Annotated in this window: 19 protein-coding genes and 2 tRNA genes; 10 read left to right on the forward strand and 11 right to left on the reverse strand. The window is 61.3% G+C overall.

Annotation, left to right across the window (positions count from 1 at the left end; translation table 11 throughout):
* The first annotated feature begins 109 nt into the window (after positions 1 to 109).
* The 5 genes from rplQ to PRZ01_RS16550 all read left to right on the forward strand — a co-directional run bounded on the left by rplQ (position 110) and on the right by PRZ01_RS16550 (position 3,804).
* Positions 110 to 499 (forward strand): 50S ribosomal protein L17, encoded by a 390-nt coding sequence (gene rplQ, locus PRZ01_RS16530; protein WP_273597897.1) that lies wholly within the window; start codon positions 110 to 112, stop codon positions 497 to 499.
* Positions 500 to 771: 272 nt separating this feature from the next.
* Complete coding sequence (gene dsbD / locus PRZ01_RS16535; RefSeq protein WP_273597898.1) at positions 772 to 2,655, forward strand: protein-disulfide reductase DsbD; 1,884 nt, start codon at positions 772 to 774, stop codon at positions 2,653 to 2,655.
* 38 nt (positions 2,656 to 2,693) lie between these two features.
* Positions 2,694 to 2,770 (forward strand) — tRNA-Met (locus PRZ01_RS16540).
* A gap of 85 nt (positions 2,771 to 2,855) precedes the next feature.
* Positions 2,856 to 2,932: transfer RNA gene (locus PRZ01_RS16545), tRNA-Met, on the forward strand.
* A gap of 494 nt (positions 2,933 to 3,426) precedes the next feature.
* Complete coding sequence (locus PRZ01_RS16550) at positions 3,427 to 3,804, forward strand: RNA polymerase sigma factor (protein ID WP_273597899.1); 378 nt, start codon at positions 3,427 to 3,429, stop codon at positions 3,802 to 3,804.
* A 111-nt stretch (positions 3,805 to 3,915) separates the two neighbouring features.
* Here the strand turns inward: PRZ01_RS16550 and PRZ01_RS16555 are convergent, their stop codons facing one another.
* The 4 genes from PRZ01_RS16555 to torT all read right to left on the reverse strand — a co-directional run bounded on the left by PRZ01_RS16555 (position 3,916) and on the right by torT (position 6,715).
* A complete protein-coding gene (locus tag PRZ01_RS16555) occupies positions 3,916 to 4,332 on the reverse strand; it encodes an SRPBCC domain-containing protein (protein ID WP_273597900.1) in 417 nt (138 codons plus the stop codon).
* Between the two features lie 181 nt (positions 4,333 to 4,513).
* Positions 4,514 to 4,921, reverse strand: a complete 408-nt coding sequence (locus tag PRZ01_RS16560) for an SRPBCC family protein (RefSeq protein WP_273597901.1) — start codon at positions 4,919 to 4,921, stop codon at positions 4,514 to 4,516.
* A 121-nt stretch (positions 4,922 to 5,042) separates the two neighbouring features.
* The gene (locus PRZ01_RS16565) at positions 5,043 to 5,396 is read right to left on the reverse strand and encodes a cupin domain-containing protein (RefSeq protein ID WP_273597902.1); all 354 of its coding nucleotides are present in this window, start codon (positions 5,394 to 5,396) and stop codon (positions 5,043 to 5,045) included.
* A 182-nt stretch (positions 5,397 to 5,578) separates the two neighbouring features.
* Complete coding sequence (torT, locus tag PRZ01_RS16570; RefSeq protein WP_273597903.1) at positions 5,579 to 6,715, reverse strand: TMAO reductase system periplasmic protein TorT; 1,137 nt, start codon at positions 6,713 to 6,715, stop codon at positions 5,579 to 5,581.
* 304 nt (positions 6,716 to 7,019) lie between these two features.
* Here torT and PRZ01_RS16575 point away from each other — a divergent pair, with 304 nt between their 5' ends.
* Genes PRZ01_RS16575 through PRZ01_RS16585 form a run of 3 tightly spaced genes read left to right on the forward strand, consistent with a single transcriptional unit; the run spans position 7,020 to position 8,604 of the window.
* Positions 7,020 to 7,352 carry an ArsR/SmtB family transcription factor gene (locus PRZ01_RS16575; protein ID WP_273597904.1) on the forward strand — a complete coding sequence of 111 codons (333 nt, stop codon included), beginning with the start codon at positions 7,020 to 7,022 and terminating at the stop codon, positions 7,350 to 7,352.
* A 60-nt stretch (positions 7,353 to 7,412) separates the two neighbouring features.
* Positions 7,413 to 7,925, forward strand: coding sequence for an arsenate reductase ArsC (locus tag PRZ01_RS16580; protein WP_273597905.1), 513 nt, complete (start codon positions 7,413 to 7,415; stop codon positions 7,923 to 7,925).
* A gap of 16 nt (positions 7,926 to 7,941) precedes the next feature.
* The gene (locus PRZ01_RS16585; RefSeq protein WP_273597906.1) at positions 7,942 to 8,604 is read left to right on the forward strand and encodes an aquaporin; all 663 of its coding nucleotides are present in this window, start codon (positions 7,942 to 7,944) and stop codon (positions 8,602 to 8,604) included.
* Positions 8,605 to 8,710: 106 nt separating this feature from the next.
* Here PRZ01_RS16585 and PRZ01_RS16590 read toward each other — a convergent pair whose 3' ends face one another.
* Positions 8,711 to 9,727: a sulfate ABC transporter substrate-binding protein gene (locus PRZ01_RS16590; RefSeq protein ID WP_273597964.1), complete on the reverse strand. Its 1,017-nt coding sequence runs from the start codon at positions 9,725 to 9,727 to the stop codon at positions 8,711 to 8,713.
* 281 nt (positions 9,728 to 10,008) lie between these two features.
* Between PRZ01_RS16590 and nikR the strand changes: the two genes are divergently transcribed.
* Both nikR and PRZ01_RS16600 read left to right on the forward strand, forming a co-directional pair.
* A complete protein-coding gene (gene nikR, locus PRZ01_RS16595; RefSeq protein WP_273597907.1) occupies positions 10,009 to 10,500 on the forward strand; it encodes a nickel-responsive transcriptional regulator NikR in 492 nt (163 codons plus the stop codon).
* Positions 10,501 to 10,711: 211 nt separating this feature from the next.
* Positions 10,712 to 12,865, forward strand: coding sequence for a TonB-dependent receptor (locus PRZ01_RS16600; RefSeq protein ID WP_273597908.1), 2,154 nt, complete (start codon positions 10,712 to 10,714; stop codon positions 12,863 to 12,865).
* Positions 12,866 to 12,951: 86 nt separating this feature from the next.
* Here PRZ01_RS16600 and PRZ01_RS16605 read toward each other — a convergent pair whose 3' ends face one another.
* From PRZ01_RS16605 to icmF, 6 genes are all read right to left on the reverse strand, one after another.
* Entirely contained in the window at positions 12,952 to 14,937 is a 1,986-nt protein-coding gene (locus tag PRZ01_RS16605) for a MacB family efflux pump subunit (protein ID WP_273597909.1), read from the reverse strand.
* Between the two features lie 5 nt (positions 14,938 to 14,942).
* Entirely contained in the window at positions 14,943 to 16,100 is a 1,158-nt protein-coding gene (locus PRZ01_RS16610; protein ID WP_458296229.1) for an efflux RND transporter periplasmic adaptor subunit, read from the reverse strand.
* Positions 16,101 to 16,177: 77 nt separating this feature from the next.
* On the reverse strand, positions 16,178 to 17,578 hold the full coding sequence (locus PRZ01_RS16615; protein WP_273597911.1) for an efflux transporter outer membrane subunit: 1,401 nt from the start codon (positions 17,576 to 17,578) through the stop codon (positions 16,178 to 16,180).
* 233 nt (positions 17,579 to 17,811) lie between these two features.
* Complete coding sequence (locus PRZ01_RS16620) at positions 17,812 to 18,777, reverse strand: TonB-dependent receptor (protein WP_273597912.1); 966 nt, start codon at positions 18,775 to 18,777, stop codon at positions 17,812 to 17,814.
* Between the two features lie 219 nt (positions 18,778 to 18,996).
* Positions 18,997 to 19,407 carry a DUF2946 family protein gene (locus PRZ01_RS16625; protein WP_273597913.1) on the reverse strand — a complete coding sequence of 137 codons (411 nt, stop codon included), beginning with the start codon at positions 19,405 to 19,407 and terminating at the stop codon, positions 18,997 to 18,999.
* Positions 19,408 to 19,446: 39 nt separating this feature from the next.
* Positions 19,447 to 22,758 carry a fused isobutyryl-CoA mutase/GTPase IcmF gene (gene icmF, locus PRZ01_RS16630; RefSeq protein WP_273597914.1) on the reverse strand — a complete coding sequence of 1,104 codons (3,312 nt, stop codon included), beginning with the start codon at positions 22,756 to 22,758 and terminating at the stop codon, positions 19,447 to 19,449.
* Position 22,759 lies beyond the last annotated feature (1 nt).

Below are 22,759 nucleotides of genomic sequence, written 5' to 3' on the forward strand. Positions count from 1 at the left end.
GCGATGCGGGAGAAGACAAAATTTTTGAAAGTGGGTGGGTCAAACCACCCGGTGCCCCCGGGCAGTACCTGATACGGCTGCTGGGATTAATCTAGAAAGGACTAGCACCATGCGTCATCGTAACGGCCTCCGTAAACTCAACCGCACCAGCGAACACCGCAAAGCCATGTTGCGCAATATGTGCAACTCGCTGCTGCAGCACGAAGCCATCAAGACCACGGTCCCCAAGGCCAAGGAACTGCGCCGCGTGGTTGAGCCTCTGATCACCTTGGCCAAAGTGCCCACACTGGCCAATCGCCGTCTGGCTTTTGACCGCCTGCGTGATCGCGATATGGTCACCAAGCTGTTCAACGAACTGGGCCCGCGTTTCGCTGCCCGTCCGGGCGGCTATACCCGTATCTTGAAGATGGGCTTCCGCGTTGGCGACAATGCACCGATGGCCTATGTTGAGCTGGTGGATCGCGCTGAAGGCGAAACTGCTGGCGAAGCCGCAGAATAATTTGTTTGGGGTCTCCCGCAAATTCTTGCAGCCACGTGCGCAAGGACTTGCAGGGGTACTGATTTGAAAAGGCCAGCTGCTCAGCTGGCCTTTTTTTGTTTGTATTTTGTTTGATGGCAGGTCTGCCCCGGTCTTGCAACAGACAAGGTCATCTCGGTGGTGGAAGATGCACCCTGTGTTGACGCTGCGCTATCCTGGCCGAACGACAACCGCGCCCGCCTGCTTTTCGAGTTGACGCGCGCCTATATCGGCCCCATTTCTCTCCTGAATTCATGACTCGTACACCTACATTCAACCGCCTAGTTTTCTGGATCGTGCTGGGCTTGGTCGGCGTATTGGGCTATTTCTCTGGGGCCCGGGCAGACGACTTTCTTGAGCCGGAGCAAGCCTTCAAGCTCCACGTTCAGGCGCTGGATGGACACCAGGTTCTGGTCACCTTTGACATTGCGCCCGGCTACTACATGTACCGGGAGCAATTCAAGGCGCAGGCGAGCGGCGCCACGCTGGGCGAGATTCAAATCCCCGCTGGCAAGTCCAAGTTCGACGAAACTTTTCAGAAAACTGTAGAAATCTACCGCGACGCGCTTCGGGTGCCCATCGTGGTGAGCCAAGCCGATGGCAAGTTCAAATTGACTGTCAGCGGCCAGGGCTGCGCGGACAAAGGCTTGTGCTATCCGCCGATGACAGCCAATTTCGAGCTGAGCCTGGCTGATTTTGGTGGCGACGGACAGATCCAACGCATCGACGCGCTGGACCCTCTTGCTGCAACGCCCGCTGAGAAGTCGCTCTCCACTTTGCCCGCTGGGTCGATTCTGGCGGCTTCACCGGTCACAGAGACAGGGCGCTTGGACGCAGCCTTGCAATCGGGGCACTTCTGGAGCGTAGTGGGCGTATTTTTTGTCGCAGGCCTGCTGCTGTCTCTGACGCCTTGTGTGCTGCCCATGCTGCCCATCTTGTCGTCGATCATCGTCGGCAGCGCCGAGGGCAAGAGCAGCCGTCGCCGGGGTCTCTTGCTTGCTGTGAGCTACTCCCTCGGCATGGCGCTGATCTACACCGCCTTGGGCGTTGCAGCCGGTTTGGCCGGTGAAGGTTTGGCGGCAACCTTGCAAAAGCCTTGGGTGCTGAGTGCCTTCGCCTTGGCCTTGGTGGCCTTTTCGTTGTCGATGTTTGGCGCGTATGAGTTGCAACTCCCCAGTGGGTTGTCGGGGGGCTTGTCGCAAGCCTCCCAGCGTCTGCCAGCCGGGCGTTTTGTGGGTGTTTTCGCCATGGGCGGTGTTTCGGCCTTGATCGTCAGCCCCTGCGTTGCAGCGCCGTTGGCAGGTGCCTTGCTCTACCTGAGCCAAACCCGCGACGTGATGTTGGGGGGCAGCGCGCTCTTTGCCTTGGCTTGCGGCATGAGTGTGCCTCTCTTGTTGCTCGGCGCCTCGGCCGGTAGCTTGTTGCCGCGGGCCGGTGCCTGGATGGACGAGGTCAAGCACTTCTTCGGCATGTTGTTGCTCGCCGTTGCCCTGTGGACCGTACAACCCATCTTGCCGGAAGGTGTCGCCCAGGCCTTGTGGGGTGCGCTGTTGATCGGTGCTTCTGCGATGCTTGGCCTGTTTCAGCCGGCCCATGCCATTCACCGGCCCCGCACCTGGCTGCGCAAGACTGCGGCCGTGGTGTCTTTTGTCTTTGGCTTGCTTCAATTGGTGGGCGCGGCCAGCGGGGGCACTGATCCACTCAAACCTTTGGCAGGCCTTGCCCATGCCCAAGCCAAGACTTTGTCCGCTGAAGGCAATGCCGGCAAGGCTGATGACGGCGCCTTGCAGTTTCAGCGGGTGCACAACCTGGCCGAACTGGACGCCGCGCTCGCATCCGCCGGCAAGCCTGTTCTGCTCGACTTCTATGCAGATTGGTGCGTGTCGTGCAAAGAGATGGAGCGTTTCACCTTCAGCGACCCCACCGTGCGCCAACGCCTACACGGCGCCTTGCTGCTCAAGGTTGACGTCACCGACAACAGCCTTGCCGATCGCGCCCTGCTCAAACGATTCAAACTGTTTGGCCCGCCCGGCACCGTGTTCTTCGATGCACAAGGCCAAGAGCTCCCGGCGCAGCGCGTCATTGGCTTTCAAGGTCCAGAACAGTTCCTATCTTCATTAAAAGCCGCCGGTATCTAACGAAAGTCATGAAAGTGCGCTATACTGCTAGCTTCAGTCGCGGGGTGGAGCAGTCTGGTAGCTCGTTGGGCTCATAACCCAAAGGTCGTAGGTTCAAATCCTGCCCCCGCAACCAAAGTTTTTAAAAGTTGTCATCCCTCTCGATGGCCTCTTTTCTTCCGAGTTCGATGTGACGAAATCGACCGGAACACCCGATCAGTCGCGGGGTGGAGCAGTCTGGTAGCTCGTCGGGCTCATAACCCGAAGGTCGTTGGTTCAAATCCGGCCCCCGCAACCAAAAAATCGCAAGTAAATCAATTACTTGCCTTGTCAAGACGCCAGCCATGAGGTTGGCGTCTTGCTTTGTGGCCCCAAAATGGCCCATCCGTAGCCCGTGTGATCTGCCCCCAGGACGACGAGGCGCGAAAGCTCGCGCGAACTTGATCCTGAATGCAGCCGACCTCAAAGTCAATTGAGCAGCGATAGCGCGAGTTCAGTACATCGTGCAGCAGACATTCAACCCCGCTTGACTGGTCAAGTTCACTACGGCACTTCCGCTTTCTTGCACCTAGCCTCGCCTGGTTGGGAGGCTTCAAGCGAACAACGCGCCGTCGAACCTAGTTGACTTGCACCGAAGTGGTGCGAATCAGAGCAAAATACAGGTTTTGATGCGGACGTTCGTCATATCCTTGTGTGAACCCTCTGAATACTCCCGACCCAGACTGCCAAGCGGCGTTGCCCTGCCGGCCTCTTGCAGCCGTCGTGACTAGAGAGTGGTTTAGCGCCGAGGTGATGCCTCTTGAGCCTGCGCTCATGCGCCTGCTGAAGCGCCACTGGCGGCACCCAGATGATCTGCCCGATATGAGGCAGGAAATCTACGTGCGCGTGTTCGAGGCGGTAAAACGAGATGGCCTTCCGCTGTCGACGCCTGCCTTCGTATTTCAGTGCGCTCGAAATCTTCTAGTGGATCGTGCACGCCGTGCACAAGTGGTGTCCTTTGACACCGTTGCAGATCTGGAAGAACTTGAAGAGCAGCCTCAAGCAGACTTCACGCCGGAACAATTGGTAAACGCCACACAGGAACTTGCGCTCCTTGAATCTGCGCTTGATGACCTTACGCCCAGGCGCCGAGAAGTCCTGACCTTGCTAAAAGTCGGCTTGGTGGCTTAATTCAGAGGCGGCGCCAACACTGTTCTCGCTCTAATAGGCGCCGTGTACTGATAAGTTCTTCGGTCTGAATTCAAAAGACCTAACCTAAGCGCTGGGTGCGGCGGGCATGCGCTACGCCACCTCTTGGCTCAATCGATTGATATTCTGCTCATTGGCCGGCTCAACAATGTGGCGAATGGCGCTCGCCACCGATGCGTCGATGAACGTTTGCGTCCACTGCAGAAGGGTGCCCTCAGGTGCCGGTTCAAGGCCAATCGTGAGGCTGAAGTGAGGCGGGCAGAGGTGCTCAATCGTGACTTGACGATCAGGCTCAATGCGCGTGAAGACCGATTCATTCGGATAAATCGTTCCGTCCGGTCCGACCATGTCGAAGACCCACTTGCCGCCCGGCTGGAACTCAAAGGCCTTGAATTGGTTGGTGAATCCATCCGGACCCCACCACCTCGCCAAGCGCTCGGGATCCCTGAATGCGGCAAAAATAGCCGATGGGGTTGCTGCAATATGGCGGCTGGTTTTGAAGGTCGTCATGCACACCTCACTGGCAATCGGTTCATTAGAGCATGGGCGATGAACCGGTGCCGCCCGGCCGTCCTGTGCAAGGTTGAATTGCCGATGAAACGGCCCATCGCAGATGTCGGCCTATTTGTGACCTAAGGCCGAAGTTGAGCGGCACCGTGATGCACGGGCGCAGCACGTGCTCTGTTCAGGCCTAATGCTGCCCTTCAACATGTTTTGCAAAATTATTCAGAATGGCTTGCCAGCCATTGCGCTGGTGCGCAACAGGATGCTCGTGCTCGGCGTCAAACGTGACGCGAACCGTGACACCGCCGGCTGCCGGATTGAACTCCACCACACCCGTGCGATCGCCAAACGAGTACTCAATGAGCGCGTTCGGAACGACCTTTGTATACGTTCCAGAAAAATCAAAGCCAAAGCTCCCGTCTTTGGCCTCCATGCGCGAGGTAAATGCCCCGCCAACACGTAAGTCGACCGTGGACAGGGTTGTGTGCCAGTCCTCTGACGCAGAGTTCCACTGCACGATGTCTTCCGGGCTTGTGTATGCGCTCCAAACCTTGGCGATGGGCGCATTGACTGTGGTTTCCACGGTGATCTTCATTGAATTCATCCTTGGGTGTCGTATCCACCGCCATCTGATGCATGGGGCATCATCAATGAGTTGAAGAGATCGCTCGCCGCATGGGCGCCTGCCTCACACCCAACTCTGCGCGACAGCAAACTCAGTTTCCAGGCTCATAGATCACGAAGGTCTTCTTGCTGGGTGTGATGACTTCCCAAGTGCCCACAAAGCCGCGCGGCACCACAAAGCTCTCGCCGGCTGAGACGGTGATTGCGCAGCCCGAGGCGTCCGTGATGATGCTTATCCCATCAAGCATATGGCAGTACTCCTCTTCCGTGTACTGGATTTTCCACTTGCCGACCTCGCTGTGCCAGACGCCGGTGACGAACTTTTTCGTGGGATCCGTGTATTGCATCCAGAGAGTCTGTTTCGGATTGCCTGACAGCAGCTTCTCCGGTGACAGGTAGTACTCTGAGCGCTCGGCGGAAGCTTCGTTGACTTTGTAGACTGGCATGAGCGTGGCCTTGGGGAACACCTTGGGCAAGACGTTTGAGCGGATTGTTGCGAGCGATTGTGGGCTGTGGCGGGCTGTGGCGGGCAGCGAATAGCCTGATCACGAGTGTGGGGGCTGCACTGTTTCAGCGCCAAGTGCATCGAATGCAGGTGCCGCTGCTTAACGGCACCCTTCTCGTGCGCCTATTTTTCTTCGACCGGGGGTTGGGAGAACACCGGCACAAAGTCATCCGGTGCGATGGAGGTGTCGAACTTGTAAGTGGCGTAGTTGCTTTCATCGACCAGCCCCAGCTTGATCAAAATGGTGTGGGGCGCGTTTGCGGTGCGTCCTTCCAAGTAATTGACCACTGAATCGGTCACCACTCTGGCCTGGCTGACCGCCTTTGTGTCGACCGACGCAGCAATATGCCCCTGCTGGATCAGTCCAGCAATTTCGCGAGTCAGGTCATAGGCAATGACCTTGACCTGTTTTTGAAGCTTGGCCTCCCTGATTTCGGCGCTGGCAGGCGGGGCGCAACCGGTACAACCAATGATGTAGTCGAGCGATTTCCCATGCTCGCGCAATACTTGCCTGGCAAGTTGCCCCTGTACATGGCGGTCACTGTCGCCATATTTCACATCAACGATATTGATGGTGAGCGGCGCCTTGCTGACCACTTCTCGGGTGCCGTTTACCTCGCCACTGACCCAGCCAGCACCTCGCGGACCTGGTAGCAGGGCAACATTGACCGTTTTCAGTCCGCGCCGTAGCGCGTCGTGAATCATCCAACGTGCGGCCTCTTCGCCCATTCCTTTCAGCGAGGTGGTGACTTTGACGGTCAAATCGTCGCTGGTGCTGTCGTTCGCCAGTTCAAATACCGGGATGCCCTGTGATCGCGCCCATGCAATGGACGGATTGTTGGCCGTCAAATCGATGGGCGACAGGACGATGGCATCAAACTTGTCGCCAGTAATTGCCGCCATTTTGCGCAATTGGCCTTTGACATCGTCATAGCCGTCAGCCACAAAAATCGTGGCCGCTACGCCAAGGCGTTTCGCCTCGGTGATGACGCCGTAATTGCAGCCTACCCAGTACGGGTCCTTGATATGGGGGAACAAAAAGGCAATACGCCAGGGCTTGCTGGCCCGCTCTGCCATGGGGAAATAGCCCCGTTTCACTTGGCCGGTCGCCAGCGCGTCGTCGGCAGTCCCGTTTGCCTTCAATGGCGGAAAGATAGAGTAGGTGACGATGGGCTCAAACCCGGTCACCACGGCAGTTGCGGCCGCAACTGCGGGCAGCGCCAGCGTGCCGCACAGGGTAAGCACCTTCAAGGCATTCAACAATGTGGTCACGCCTCAGTCCTTTGAATTGGCCCAGGTTGGGCGCGGTTTGATTCTATCGATTCGGCTGTTCAATGCCACTGGGCGCGAGCAGATCCAACGGGTAACTTCTCCACTTGGAAGCTTGCCGCCGGCACCGGGCCCGTGTCCAGCCCTTATTGCGTACTTTCTTTGTTGCCGTAGCGTCGGGCACGGCAGGTCCTTTGCGGTACGGAGCTTCAGAAAAGGGCGGGATCAAAATGTGAGCAGATTTTTGTGTTGCATCCATAATTCCAATTTCATAGAATCATAGAATCATTGAATTATGGAAGTTAAGCAAATTGTCCGTTCCCTCGCAGCCCTGGCGCAAGCGCACCGGCTCAAGGTGTTTCGTCTGCTGGTCGTTGCTGGCCAACAAGGCCTGACGCCAGGCGCAATCGGGGAAGCGCTGGAGTTGCCGGCAGCGACCCTTTCCTTCCATCTGAAGGAGCTGAGCAACGCCGGCCTTGTGACGCAGGAGCGCATCAGCCGTAACGTGGTGTACCGCGCATCCTTCGATCACATGAACGAATTGCTGGCTTATCTCACGGAAAACTGCTGCAAGGGCGAGGCCTGCCTGTCCACGCCGTCCACGCCGTCCACGGCCTGCGCCTGCTGATACCCAAGCCCGCCCTGAAGCAATCCTGAGAGTTTTTCGACATCCATCCTGCCTGTCACCATGACGACCCACGTACTCATCCTCTGCACCCACAATTCCGCACGTAGCGTGCTCTCTGAGGGTATGTTGAATCACCTCGCTGCAAAGCTAGGTAAGGACGTGAAGGCCCACAGCGCCGGCAGCGCGCCCAGTGGTCGCCTGAACCCCTTCGCGCTCGAAGCTTTGACCAATGCCGGTGTCGACATCAGTGGCTACCGCAGCAAGAGTTGGGATGAATTCACCACACCGGAAGCGCCTCCGCTGTCTATCGTCATTACCGTGTGCGACAGCGCTGCCGCAGAGCAGTGCCCTGTCTTCTTCGGCGCAAGCTCTGATGATGGCCCGCCGGTAAAAGTGCACTGGGGCTATCCGGACCCGTCCAACGCAGAGGGGGGCGATGAAGGCAAGCGCCGCGCTTTTGAGCTCACACGCCAGGCTCTGGGCTACCGAATGCTCCAATTGCTGCAACTGCCCTTGGAGCAACTGAGTAAAGCGGAGCTGCTGGCCGCCCTGAATGCCATCGCAAAGACTTGAGACGCCGCCTTTGATCATGAAAACGAGTACCTCTCAAAAGCTCCTGGCTGAGACGCTGGGCACTGCGCTGTTGCTGGCCGTCGTGATCGGCTCCGGCGTCATGGCCGAGCGCCTGTCTGGCGGCAATGTCGCCATCGCGCTGCTCGCCAACACCTTGGCGACCGTTGGTGGCCTGTACATCTTGATCGAGGTCTTTGGGCCTATCAGCGGCGCGCATTTCAACCCGGCGGTCAGCGCTGTCATGGCCTGGCGTGGCGAGTTGCCGGCGGCCGCTTTGCTGCCCTATATTGGCGCGCAGTTGCTCGGTGCCATGCTGGGCGCTTGGTTGGCGCATGCAATGTTCGATATGAGTATTCTGCAGTTCTCCACCAAGCTGCGTGGGGGCCGCGGGCAGTGGATCGCGGAGGCCGTCGCCACGTTCGGGCTCTTGCTGGTGATCCTGCGCGCACCCAGCTCCCGCGTGGCAGCCATGGTCGCGGCCTACATCGGTGCGGCGTACTGGTTCACGGCGTCTACCTCGTTTGCCAACCCCGCTGCCGTGTTCGGCCGCATGCTCAGCGACAGCTTTGCCGGGATTGCGCCGTCGAGCGCCCCGGGCTTTGTTGTCGCCCAACTGCTGGGCGCCGCCGTTGCCGTGGGCGTGAATCAGCTGTTTTCGGCAGCCGATCCCCAAACCTAGCAAACGCCCGCCATGACCATCCCTTGCGAACCCGCGCGTGCTGGGTCGCAGGATGCGCATGCTGATCCTCCTGAATCAGTCAGCCATTGCCATTGCCGGGCGGTGCTCACTTCTTGCTGTAGATTTGGTCAAACACGCCACCGTCGGCGAAGTGGGTTTTCTGCGCCTTGGTCCAGCCGCCGAACACGTCGTTGATGTTGAACAGCTTGAGACTTGGAAATTGCTTGGCGTACTTGGCCTGAGTCTTGGGGTCGGCCGGGCGGTAGAAGTTTTTGCCGGCGATGTCCTGACCTTCGGGTGAGTACAGATACTCCAGATAAGCCTGAGCGATTTCGCGGGTGCCGCGCTTGTCGACCACCTTGTCCACCACAGCCACCGGCGGTTCAGCCAAGATGCTGGAAGGTGGGTACACCACATCGAACTTCCCGGCACCGAACTCCTTCAGCACCAGGCCGGCCTCGTTCTCCCAGGCCAGCAGCACATCACCGATGCCGCGCTCAGCAAAGGTGACCGTGGCACCGCGAGCGCCGGAATCCAGCACCGGCACATTGGTGTAGACCTTGCGAATGTAGTCCTTGGCCTTGGCCTCACTCCCACCGGGTTGCAGCAGTGCGTCGCCGTAGGCGGCCAGATAGGCCCAGCGTGCGCCCCCGGAGGTCTTCGGGTTGGAGGTGATCACACCCACGCCTGGTTTGACCAAATCGGTCCAGGCATGGATGCCCTTGGGGTTGCCTTTGCGCACCAGGAAGATGATGGTGGACGAGTAGGGCGTGCTGTTATTTTTGAACTTCTTTTGCCAATCTGCGTTTACCAACTTGCCCCCTTCGGTGGCGATGGCGTCGATGTCATAGGCCAGGGCCAGGGTCACGACGTCGGCCTCCAGGCCGTCGATCACCGAGCGGGCTTGTTTGCCCGAGCCGCCATGCGAAGCTTTGACGATGACGTTGTCGCCGGTTTTGGCTTTCCAGTATTTGGAGAAGGCGGCGTTGTATTCCTGATAGAGCTCGCGGGTTGGGTCATAGGAGACGTTGAGCAGGGTGATGTCCCTGGCAAAGGCCAGGACCGAGCTGGCGCCCAGAACGGCAGCGAGGACGGTGTTGCGGAAGAATTTCTTGGGCAGCATAGAAGTCATGAATCCGAGTTGAGTTATCGGTGCCAATGCCTGGAAAACTTGAAAGAGGCGGCATGTCCAGGCTCAGTTTGCTGTGTGCAGTTCGATTCGTGAAGAACGAAGATTGCAGATGCTTATGCGGTGTTTGGTTTTTTGATGAGCGCACGCCATGCCGTTGATCCCGGGTACTGCCCTCCTGGGGCTTGAATTTCGGTTGCCCAACGCTAGATGAACTTGCGTCATCCGAGCCGTATAGGATGACGGTGAGCCGTCGGCAAAATTTGAGGATCGTGATGAAACGCCTGACCATGTCGCTGGATGATGAATTGGCCGATGCTTTCGAGCATTGGGTGCAGGAACACGGCTATGAGAACCGTTCAGAGGCCTTCCGCGATCTTTTGCGCCAGGACTTGGGCGAGCGGCATTTGGCGCGGCGTCCGCATGGACCTTGCGTGGCTGTGTTGAGTTATCTCTATGACCACCATCAGCGCCAATTGGCCCTGCGTTTGACAGAGATGCAGCATGAGCATCATGAGCTGACCGTCTCCACCACTCACGCGCATCTCGATCACGATCATTGCATTGAGACCGTCATTTTGCGAGGGCGCAGTGACCAAGTGCAGGCCTTCGCCCAGACGGTGATGGCGCAGCCCGGAGTCAGCCATGGCCATCTGCATTTAGTGCCTGTGGCGACCCGCTTGGCTCATGGGCATGAGCATCTGGCTCCGGCTGATTTCACGACGCCTGTGAAGGCCGTGTTGCCCAAGAAAAAAGGCGCTAAGTGAAGCCAGCCTGGCGAAGCGAGGTGCTTTCCAGTCACCTGCGCGAACGCAGGACGAATGAATCCCCCGGGACCACGAGTTGCCCGCATCGTGGCGCGTCGGCAGTCCCATGTTGCCGGAGGATTTCAGCTTGAGAAGCGCCGTATGATGAAATAATATTTCTTCATACCGTCATGTGTTGCGGTTACAAAGACTGACCGCAACGAGGCGCCCTATGAGCTATTCCCCGCCGATCTCCCGTTCTTGTCGATCTCCTTCGCAGATTTCTTTGGCCGCGGCCTTGATCTGCAGCTCTTTCTTGGCGCATGCACAGGAGCGCCCCGCGAAAGAAGACGACAAGCCGCAGCAACTGGCTATGGCCAATGTGCTGGAAACGGTGGAAGTCAGTGGCCGGCATTACGACAATGCCGTGGGCAGCAGCGATGCAGCCTCGCAAGGCGTGGTGCGAGCCGAGTTGCTGAAGAGCCGGCCTTTGTTGAGGCCCGGTGAGGTGCTGGAAACGGTGCCAGGTCTCGTCGTCACTCAGCACTCGGGCGATGGCAAGGCCAATCAGTATTTTTTGCGCGGTTTCAATTTAGACCATGGCACCGACTTCGCCACCACGGTCGATGGACTGCCGGTCAATATGCCCAGTCATGGCCATGGCCAGGGCTATTCGGACTTGAATTTTTTGATGCCCGAGTTGGTCGATCGCATTGAGTACCGTAAAGGGCCTTACTTCGCGGGCAATGGCGATTTTGCGGCCGCCGGTTCGGCCGATATGCTGCTGCAGCGCCGCCTGAGAGCGCCTTTTGTGCAGCTGACCTTGGGGGGAGGAGGCTATCGCCGTGGCTTGTTGGCGGGCTCCTCCGACTTGAATGCTGGCCTGCATCTGCTGGGTGCCGTCGAAGTGATGCGCAACGACGGGCCCTGGACCTTGAAAGAAGGGCTGCACCGCAACAATGCCGTGCTGAGTCTGAGCAAGGGGAATGCGCAAGCAGGCTGGTCAGCCAGCTTGATGGCGTATGACGCCCGTTGGAATTCCACCGACCAAGTGCCGCAACGTCTGGTGCAAGCCGGCCGCTACGACGGCAAGCCATTTGGCCGATTCGACGCGGTGGACCCCACAGATGGCGGCGAAACCTCGCGCAGCAGCCTGTCTTTTGAATGGCACGATGCCGATGCGCATGGCAGCACCCACTGGGCGGCCTATGCCTTGGACTATCGCCTCAAGCTGTTCTCCAATTTCACCTACGCCATGGACCGGCCGGGGATGGGTGACCAGTTCTCGCAGCAGGACCAGCGCCATGTTTATGGGCTTTCAGCCAAACGCGTCATCCAACACAAGTTGGGCGGGTTCGAGGCGAGCAGCGAGCTCGGCCTCCAACTGCGCCACGACAACATCCGCGTCGGCTTGTATGACAGCCAGGCACGCGTGTTGAGTGCGACAACGCGTGATGATGAAGTGCGTCAAAGCTTGGCCAGCGTCTATGCGCAAACCGGTGTTGAATGGTCGCCCAAGTTTCGATCGGTGCTGGGCTTGCGCCTAGACCGCCTGGACGCCCGGGTGAACAGTTTGCTGCAGCCGCTCAACTCCGGCACGGCCGGGCAGACCTTGCTGTCGCCCAAGCTTTCGCTGGTGATGGGGCCCTGGAACAAGACTGAGTTCTTCTTCAACGCGGGCAGCGGTTTCCACAGCAATGATGCACGTGGCATGACGGCGGCTGTCGACCCTAAATCGGGCGAAGCGCAGGAGCGTGTACCCGGCCTGGTCAGGGCCAGGGGCGCCGAGATTGGCACGCGCACGGAGTGGTTGCCCGGCCTGCAAAGCTCGCTGTCCTTGTGGCAGTTGAACTTTGATTCAGAGCTGATTTACTCCGGCGACTCGGGCACCACTTCCGCACAAGGGCCCAGTCGCCGCTACGGCGTGGAGTGGAACAACCACTGGCTGCCCACGCCCGGGCTGCAGATCGATCTGGACATGGCCTGGACGCATGCGCGATTCAAATTTGATGCGAGCGATGACATCACTGTCGGTCGTTACATCCCCAACTCGGTGGACCAAGTCGTCACCGGCACGGTCACGCTGAATGATCTCGGCCCCTGGTCCATGAGCCTGACCGAGCGCTATATCGGCAGCGGCCCCTTGAGCGCTGACAACAGCGTGCGTTCCGAGTCATCGCTGATCAGCAATCTGCGCCTTGGCCGCAGTCTGGGACCCAAGATGCAGCTGAATCTGGACGTGCTCAATCTTTTCGATCGCCGCTACAACGACATCGAGTACTTTTATGCCACCCAGCTCAAGGGTGAGCCCGCGCCGGTGAACGGCAAGGTCATCCACCCCGGTGAGCCACGCACCTTGCGCTTGACGCTGAAGGCACAGTTCTGAGCCGGATCCTGGCGTTCAAGGCCCAATGGATGTGCCCATGCGGGCGACGACTAACTCGCCACCTGCATGGGAGCCGTAGCGCTTGATTACGCCCGCGCCAGCGCCTCGACCGGATCAAGCTTTGCCGCGCTGCGGGCGGGCATGAAGCCGAAGACCACGCCGATCAGGGTGGACACGCCGAAGGCGCCCAGGATCGCCGTGCTGGAAAAAGTCATGCGGAAGTCACCGGCGAATTGATCAAACACCGCGCCGCAAGCCAGGGCCAGGCTGATGCCCAGCCCCCCGCCGATCAGGCAGACCAGAATCGCCTCGATCAGGAACTGCCGCAGGATGTCGTTCTGCCGTGCGCCCACCGCCATGCGCACGCCAATCTCCTGGGTGCGCTCAGTGACCGACACCAACATGATGTTCATCACGCCGATGCCGCCCACCAGCAGCGAGATCAGCGCGATGGACGAGATCAGCAAGGTGATCGTCGCCGTCGTCTGTTCAACCGTCTGGCGGATGCTGTCGGTGTTCATCAGGAAAAAATCTTCCTTGCCGTGGCGCTGCGTTAGCAGCTTGCGCACGGCTTGTTCGGCCACGCTGCTGGGCACGCTGTCGTTGACGCGCACCGAGATGGTTTGCAGATAGTCTTGGCCGTTGATGCGATTCATGGCCGTGGTGTACGGGATCCAGATGTTGAGTGAATCGTCGTTGCCGAAAGCGCGTGTCTTTTTGGCCGTTACGCCGACGATGCGTACCGGCACCGTGCCGATCAGGATTACTTCACCCAGTGCGGTTTCACCGTTAGGGAACAGGCGCTTGCGCGTGTTCTCGTCGATCACCGCTTCTTGCGCACGCTGCAGCACGGCTTGCGCGCCAAAGGCCTGCCCGCTCGCCAGCGTGTAGCCGTTGACGCGAAAGTACTGCTCGCCGACGCCGCTCACGCTGCTGCTGACGTCGACGTTGCGGTAGCGCAGGCCGGCGCTGACCACCACCGAAGGCGTGGCGCTGTCCACAAAGGGCAACTCGGCCAAGGCCCGCATGTCGGCGATGCGCAGGGTGCGCACGGCAGCGGCACGCCGGTCGCCAAAGCCCTTGCCGGGCATGACCTGGATGGTGTTGGTACCCATCGAGCTGATGTCGGCCAGGATGCGTTGCCGAGAGCCATCTCCCAATGCAACGACGGACACCACCGAGGCGATGCCGATGATGATGCCCAGCATCGTCAGCAAGGTGCGCATGCGGTGGCTCAGCATGGCCCGTATGGCCATGCGGGCCGCCTCGGCAATGCGGCCGAACAGGGCGCCTACCGCGGAGCGCGCCGGCCTGCTCTTTTCTTTGGGGTTGCCGCTGCGATGGTGCGGCTGGGCTGCGGCCGTGCTGCTGTGGCTGCTGTTGTTGTTGTTGTTGCGTCGGTCCGCGACGATCTCGCCGTCGCTGATCTCGATCACCCGCTGCGCATGGGCGGCGACTTGCGCGTCATGGGTGACCAGGATGATGGTGTGGCCTTCGGCGTTGAGCTCCGCGAGGATCTTCATCACCTCGCGGCCGCTGGCTTGGTCCAGCGCGCCGGTGGGCTCGTCGGCCAGGATCACGTCGCCACCGTTCATCAATGCACGCGCGATCGAGACACGCTGCTGCTGACCCCCCGAGAGCTGACCGGGTCGGTGCGTCAGGCGTTCGTTGAGCCCCAGCCGTGTGAGCAAGTCGCGGGCCCGCGTGTGGCGCGAGGCGGCGGCGGTGCCGGCGTAGATGGCCGGGATCTCGACGTTGCCGAGCGCCGAGAGGTCGCCCAGCAATTGGTAGCGCTGGAAGATAAAGCCGAAGTGCTCGCGGCGTAGCCGGGCGCGCTCATCCGGCGCCATCTCGCCGGTCTCCTGGCCGGCGACGCAGTAGCTGCCGCGCGTGGGCCGGTCGAGGCAGCCGAGAATGTTCATCAAGGTTGACTTGCCCGAGCCCGACGGCCCCATGATCGCGACCATCTCGCCCGCTTCGATGCGCAGGTCGATATTGCGCAGCACGGCCACCACGCCGTCCCCGGCCGGGAATTCGCGCGTCAGGCCACGCAGTTCCAACAAGGCTGCCATGCCGCTCACATCCGTGGCGGTGGGCCGGAGGACTGTGCAGGCGCGCCGCCTGGCGCAGCGGCCTCACTGGTGACCACCCGGTCGCCCAGCGCCAGCCCCTCCAGCACCTGGGCCTTGACCCGGTTGTCCAGGCCGATGCGCACGGGCTTGTCAACGATGCGCGGGCCTTCCAGCACGCGCACGGTGTAGCGGCCATCCTTGCCTTTGCTGCCCAACGCGGCGCTTGGCACCATCAGCACGTTTTTCACCTGCGCCAGTACGATGGTGGTTTGCGCCGTCATGTTGATGCGCAGTTTGCCCTGCGGATTGGGCACGTCGAAGATGCCGTTGTAGTAAATCGCGCTGGTGGTGCCGGTGCTCGCGGTGCTGGTGGTCGTGTCGGTCGCCAGGGTCGTTGGCCCGGGTTCGACCGCGCGCAGCTTGACCTCGATGCGTTTGTCCGGCTCGCCGAGCAGGCTGAAGTAGACCGGCATGCCGGGCTTGACCCGTGGCACATCGGCTTCAGAGATTTGCGCCTTGACGGTCATGGTGTCCAGCCTTGCCAGCTTGATGATGGTTGGCGCAGACTGGTTGGCGTTGACGGTCTGCCCTTGCTCGGTCACCACGGCCACCACCGTACCGTCCATCGGCGCCGTTACTCGTGTGTAGCCAAGGTTGACCTTGGCGGTATCGGCCGCCAGCCGGGCTTGCACGATCTGCGCTTGCAGCACGGCGATGTCGGCCTTGCTGGTGTCCAGCGTGGCTTCGGCGGCTTCCAGGTCGGCGCGGGCGCCGGCGTCAACCGCAACCAACTCACGCAGGCGGGCGGCGGCCAGTTGTGCCTGTTTCAACGCTGCTTGTTTGGAGCGCAATTGCGCCTCGGCAATGTCCAGCGCGGCGGCCGCGTTGCGCACGGTGTTCTGCTGCGTCAGTGCCTCGATCTCAGCAATTAACTGGCCCTGCTTCACGGTATCGCCCAACGCCACGGTCAGGCGTTTGACTTCACCGGTGACTTGCGCGCCAACGCTGACCAGCTTGGCCGCGCCGATGGTGCCCGTGGCCAGCACGGCCTCCTCGATGTCACCTTGCTCAACCGGCGAGGTCGCCACCTGTGGGGCCGGCGGCGGGGTGAACCACATGCGCTTGGCGATCCATCCCAACCCGAGCAGCAACAGCGTTAGCATGACCAAGCGCCATGGGCTGAACCAGTGACGCAGTCCACTGCGCGGCTTGGCGGTTTGATGCACAGCTTCGCTACTTGTCATTGTTCTTTCCATCCCCCGCCCAGCACTTTGTAGAGGGCGATCCGGTTGTTCTGCTCGGTGAGCCGCAGCGCGATCAAGGCCTGTTGCGCCGCATAAGACGAGCGTTCTGCGTCCAGCACTTCCAGCATGCCGGTCCGGCCACTCTGAAATTGCGCGCGCGCCAGGCTCAATTGACGCTCTGAGCTGGCCAGCAGCGCCGCTTGCGCCGCCAGGCGCTCCGTCAGCATGGTGCGCTCGATCAAGGCGTCGCGCACCTCTTTGAACGCGGTCTGCACGGCCTTGTCGTACTGCGCCACGGCAATGTCGCGATTCACCTCTGCGATCTCGACATTGGCGCGATTGCCGCCCCCATCAAAGATCGGCACCGACAAGCCGGGGCCAAAGCTCCAGTTGCCGTTGCTGGACTTGAACAGCCCCGAGAGCTCCGTGCTGGCCGTCCCTGCGGAAGCTGTCAGCGCAATGCGAGGGAACAGCGCGGCACGTGCCGCACCGATATTGGCCGTGCTGGCTTGCAGCTGATGCTCTGCTTGCAGCACGTCGGGGCGGCGCTGCAAAACGCTAGAAGGCACGCCGGCCGGCAGTTCTGGCAGCAGGCTCACCGCGCTCAGGCTCTCTTGGCTGGCGGGCGTCAAGGCATCGGGCAAGGCAGCGCCGAGCAACAGTTCAAGCGCATGACGATCTTGTGCGACTTGCGTGGCGAGCGCTGCCAAGTCAACGCGCGCACTGTCAACGCTGGACTGCGACTGCGCCATCGCCAGGCCGGTGATGGCGCCCAGGTCGTGGCGGCGGGTGTCGAGGGTCAGGCTTTGCCTGCGGCTGGCCAGCGTTTGCCGCGTGAGCTGCTCGCGCTCCAGATCGGCGGCCAAATTGAGCCAGGCGTTGGCCGTCGCGGCGACCAGGCTGATCTGCACACTGCGTCGGGCTTCGTCGCTGGCCAGATAACTTTGCAGCGCTGCGGCATTGAGATTCTTGACGCGGCCGAACAGGTCCAACTCGTAAGCTGAAAGATTGGCACTGGCGGAAAAATTGTTGCTCGCGAAGCCCGTGCCACCCGAGCGCGTGGCCGCAGCACCTGCCGTCATGGTGGGCCCCGTCGCCGCGTCTTGGATGCGGTACTGGGCGCGGGCGCTCTGCACATTCAACAAGGCCACGCGCAGATCGCGGTTGTTCGCGAGCGCCAGTTCGATCGTGCCGCCCAGTCGAGGCTCGGTGAAGAACTCACGCCAGCCCAAGTCGGCAGCGTCCCGCGCAGCCCCAGCGCGGGTCGAGGTGGCGCCTGAATCTTTGGCCGAGGCGACGGCAGGCTCAGGCCGCACATAAGTGGGCGCCAGATCGGCACACGCACTGAGCGCCGCGGCGAAGGGCAAGGCCCAAATCAAACGGGAGGGGACGGTCATGCGAAATTCATGAAATCTTGTCCTCAGCAAAAGGCTGAAAAGGCTAGCGAGTTGATCGGCCCTAGCTTACCCAGTCTATGTTGCTCGTTTGTGTGAGATTTATAAAATGTATGACTTTAATATTCCCCAAAACCCCCATGCGGGCGGCAACATTGAAAGGGCCGGCCCGGCTGGCCTCGCCTGGGCTTTCACTCGCCCTTCACTCAGCCCTTCACGCTACCCTTCAGCCAGGCTCAAAACCCGTAGCGCAAGCCCAGCGAGAAAGTCACTTTGGGTTCCAGTTGAAGCCCGGTGACGTGCTGGTAGATCGGTACTTGCACGAAGCCATAACCCTGGAGTTGCTCGGTCAAGGCCACGGTGGCGCCTGGGCTTAAGTACACCAGGGTGGAGCCGGAGTTGGGGGCGTCGGCGTTGTCGCCCGACTCCCTGCCTTCATGCCGAAGGTTCAATTGCAGCTGCGGCACGATGCCGCTCTCGCTCACGTAGCGCAGGCCGGCCGTCAGGGTGGTGGTCACGCCGGGTTTGAATTGGTCCTTGGTGCTCAAGGGTGCTTGAACCAGCACTTGGCCGAAGTAGTCCAGCCCGGCGCCGATGCTGCCGAAGTGGTAGGCGCCGACAAGCAAGTCGGTGGAGCCCGTGCCGGCTTGCAGGCCGCGGTCCAGTGGCTGGTCGGCTTGCGGGCCGCCGTTGAAGTTCACGTCGATGGCGCCCGTGGGCAGTTTCAGGCCGAACAGCAGGCCCCAGGAGCGCTCGGCGTTGAAGCCGCGATAGCGGCCCAGCACACGCGCATCGCCAAAGCTTGATGAGCGGGAGCTCGACAGGTCGGTGTCGCCCGCGGCAATGGTCGTGTGTGAACGGCTGATGTAGGGCAGTTGCAGGCTCACGCCCCAATCGGCGTTGATCCCGTAGTCGGCCGTGAGTGTGGTGACGTGGTTGGTGGTGCGCTGCTGAATTTCCTGCTCATTGGGGAAGGTGAGACTGCTGCGATTCATCGTGCCGGTGCCGCTGCGCAGTTGGTCTTGGTCGAAGTAGTCGTGGCGCAAATCCAGCGTCAGGCCGGCGTCGGCCTTGAAGCCTTGGCTGGCCCAGTCTGAATTGAGCAGGCAGCCGCAGGAGGAGCAGGCTTGGGCGGCGCCGGATGCGAGCAGGCTCGCGGCCACGGCGCTGAGCGCCCAAGCGGGAAAGGAGGTGATGTTCATGGCAATGCCGATCAGCGGGGGGCGTACAAGCGTGGGCGACGATGGCCGCGGCGCGAGGCGCGCAGGGCAGGGTGGCAATGATGCAAACGGCTTGTCCGCCGGGTGAGTTCAAAGTGCCGGGCGCTGATGGAAGCTTCAGGAAGCTTCCGGGCGCCGGCAGTATGGAAGCGGGCGGCCCGCGCAGTTTGAAGGCTGCTGCGCAAGGGCCGGGCTTGACGCTCAGGCCGCTGACGGCGGGCCGCGCGCCTCACTGCTGCGCCAGACATGGCTGCCTTGGCTGGCGCTGTAATAGCGCATCGGCATGGGGCGGGCGTGGGCGGCAGTGCGTGAATGCAGGCTCAAATCCTGCGGCGGCGGCATCGAGTCGGCGGCAGGGTGGGCGCAAGTGCCGACAGCGCCGCAGTGCAGTTTGAAGATGCCGTGAACATCCGCGTTGTCGTCAGCAGCGCCCGCGCCCTTGCGGGCGCTGGGTGAAACCATGCTGCTACTGCACAGTTGGCTCCAGGGCGCCACATCACCGCGCAGCGCGGCCAGGCCTTGCGAAAAAGCGGGCATGACCGCAGCCAGCCACAAGGTCAGGATGACCCCGTAGCGAATCAACAGGCTAGGACGGCACGGGTGGGTAGACACGACCGCGATTCTACGCCCGGGCCGCCTTGATTCATGGCATCACATACTGCGCCGGTATTGCCCGCCCACGGCGAACAAGGCGTCGGTGATCTGGCCCAGCGAACACACGCGCACGGCGTCCATCAGCACCTCGAACACATTGGCGTTGTCGATGACGGCTTGCTGAAGCCGCGCCAGCATGGCCGGGCAGGCCTGCGCGTGGCGGGTGTGGAAGTCGCCCAGGCGCTGCAACTGGCTTTGTTTTTCAGCCTCGGTCGAGCGGGCCAGTTCGATGGGGCCGGTGTCCGCGTCGCCCTTGGGGTTGCGGAAGGTGTTGACGCCGATGATGGGATATTCGCCAGTGTGCTTGAGCATCTCGTAGTGCATGCTCTCTTCCTGGATCTTGCTGCGCTGGTAGCCGGTTTCCATGGCGCCCAGTACGCCGCCGCGTTCGGTGATTTTCTCGAACTCCTGCAGCACCATTTCTTCCACCAACTCGGTCAGCTCGTCAATGATGAACGCGCCTTGGCTGGGGTTCTCGTTCTTGGCCAGGCCCCATTCGCGGTTGATGATCATCTGGATTGCCATGGCACGCCGCACGCTCTCTTCGGTGGGCGTGGTGATGGCCTCGTCGAAGGCGTTGGTGTGCAGGCTGTTGCAGTTGTCGTAAATGGCGATCAGCGCCTGCAGCGTGGTGCGGATGTCGTTGAACTGGATCTCCTGGGCATGCAGGCTGCGGCCCGAGGTTTGAATGTGGTATTTCAGCTTTTGCGAGCGCTCGTTGGCGCCGTACTTCTCGCGCATCGCCACCGCCCAGATGCGGCGCGCCACGCGGCCCAGCACCGTGTATTCGGGGTCCATGCCGTTGCTGAAGAAGAAGCTCAGGTTTGGCGCGAAGTCGTCAATGTGCATGCCACGCGCCAGATACGCTTCAACAAAAGTGAAGCCGTTGGACAGCGTGAACGCCAGCTGGCTGATCGGGTTGGCGCCCGCCTCGGCAATGTGATAACCGCTGATCGAGACGGAGTAGAAGTTGCGCACGTCGTGGGCGACGAAATAGCTCGCCACATCGCCCATGACCTTGAGCGAGAACTCGGTCGAGAAGATGCAGGTGTTCTGGCCCTGGTCTTCTTTCAGGATGTCGGCCTGCACGGTGCCGCGCACATTGGCCAGCACCCAGGCGCGGATTTTGGCGGCCTCGGCGGCATCGGGGGCGCGGCCATTCTCGGCCTCGAATTTCTCAAGATTCTGGTCGATGGCAGTGTTCATGAACATCGCCAGAATGCTGGGTGCGGGGCCGTTGATGGTCATTGAGACGGAAGTGCCGGGGTTGCACAGGTCAAAACCGTCGTACAACACTTTCATGTCGTCCAGCGTTGCGATGCTGACGCCCGAGTTACCCACCTTGCCGTAGATGTCGGGCCGCAGGTCGGGGTCGTTGCCGTACAGCGTGACCGAGTCAAAGGCGGTGGACAGGCGCTTGGCCGGCATGCCAGCCGATACCAGCTTGAAGCGCCGGTTGGTGCGAAAGGCATCGCCCTCGCCGGCGAACATGCGGGTCGGGTCTTCGCCCTCGCGCTTGAAGGCAAAAGTGCCGGCGGTGTAGGGGTAGCTGCCAGGCACGTTTTCCAGCATCAGCCACTGCAGCAATTCGCCGTGGCAGGCGTATTTAGGCAAGGCCACCTTGCGGATCTTGTTGCCGCTGAGCGAGGTGTGCGTCAGGCGGGTGCGCAGCTCTTTGTCACGCACCTTGACGACCAGTTCGTCGCCCGCATAACTCTCTACCAAAGCAGGCCACTGCTGCAGCAACTGCCGGCTGTCCAGGGTCAGATGGGCTTCGCGTTGTGCGGCCAATGCGTCCAGCTGATGGGCGACCGAGTCGCCCAGCGCGTCGCGCTTGGCCTCGGCCTGCCCGGCCGCAAGCATTGCCTGGCTGGCGCGCAGTTGTTGCAGTTCGCGGGCGAGCTTGGCTTGCTGGCGCGCCTGCTTTTTGTAGGCGCGCACCGTGTCGGCAATTTCTGCCAGGTAACGCACTCGGGCGCCGGGCACCACCGGTGTTTGGTGGGTGCTGTGGCGGGTGGCTGCCAGGGGCAGGCGCCCAGCGTGCAAGGGCAGGCCGAGCGACTGCAGGCGCTGCTTGACGGCCTGGTAGAGGGCGGTCACGCCGTCGTCGTTGAATCGGCTGGCCATGGTGCCGAACACCGGCATGGCCTCGGGCATCACACCAAAGGCTTCGCGGTTGCGCTGCACTTGTTTGGCCACGTCGCGCAGGGCGTCCAGGGCGCCCTTGCGGTCGAACTTGTTGATGGCCACGAATTCGGCAAAGTCCAGCATGTCGATTTTTTCGAGCTGGCTGGCGGCGCCGAACTCGGGCGTCATCACATACATCGGCACATCCACCAGCGGCACAATGGCGGCGTCGCCCTGGCCGATGCCGGAGGTCTCGACAATGATCAGATCGAAGCCTGCCAACTGGGTGGCGGCCAGCACATCGGGCAGCGCGGCGCTGATCTCGCTGCCGGTGTCGCGTGTGGCCAGTGAGCGCATATAGACCTTGGGGCCGTCGTTCCACGGAGAAATCGCGTTCATGCGGATGCGGTCGCCCAGCAGTGCGCCCCCGCTCTTGCGGCGCGAAGGGTCGATGCTGATCACGGCGATCTTCAGCGCATCGTCCTGATCGAGGCGCAGGCGGCGGATCAACTCATCGGTCAGGCTGCTCTTGCCCGCGCCGCCGGTGCCGGTGATGCCCAGCACGGGCGTTTTCACCGCAGCGGCTTGCTGGCGCAATTCACCCAATAGCGGCTCACTGATGCGGCCGGCCTCGAGTGCGGTGATGAGTTGGGCCAGTTGGCGCCAGGCGGCGGGGCTGTGGCCTCGCACGGCCGCCAACTGGGCCGGTGCATGCACCGCCAAGTCGACGTCGGCGCGCATCACCATCTCGCCGATCATGCCGGCCAGGCCCATGCGTTGGCCGTCTTCGGGGCTGTAGATGCGGCTCACGCCGTAGCGCTGCAGTTCGCTGATTTCTTCCGGCACGATCACGCCGCCGCCGCCGCCGAACACCTGGATGTGGGCGCCGCCGCGCTCCTTCAGCAGGTCGACGATGTATTTGAAGTATTCGACATGGCCGCCCTGGTAGGAGCTGATGGCGATGCCTTGCACGTCTTCTTGCAGCGCGGCGGTAACCACCTCTTCCACCGAGCGGTTGTGGCCCAGGTGAATCACCTCGGCCCCCATGCCTTGCAGGATCCGCCGCATGATGTTGATGGCCGCGTCGTGCCCGTCGAACAAGGCGGCCGCGGTGACGAAGCGCACTTTGTGGCGGGGCTTGTAGCTGGCCAGGGCTTTGAATTCGGCGGAAAGGTCGGTCATG

This window comes from Roseateles koreensis (assembly GCF_028595305.1).
GTDB classification, from domain to species: Bacteria; Pseudomonadota; Gammaproteobacteria; order Burkholderiales; family Burkholderiaceae_C; genus Paucibacter_A; species Paucibacter_A koreensis.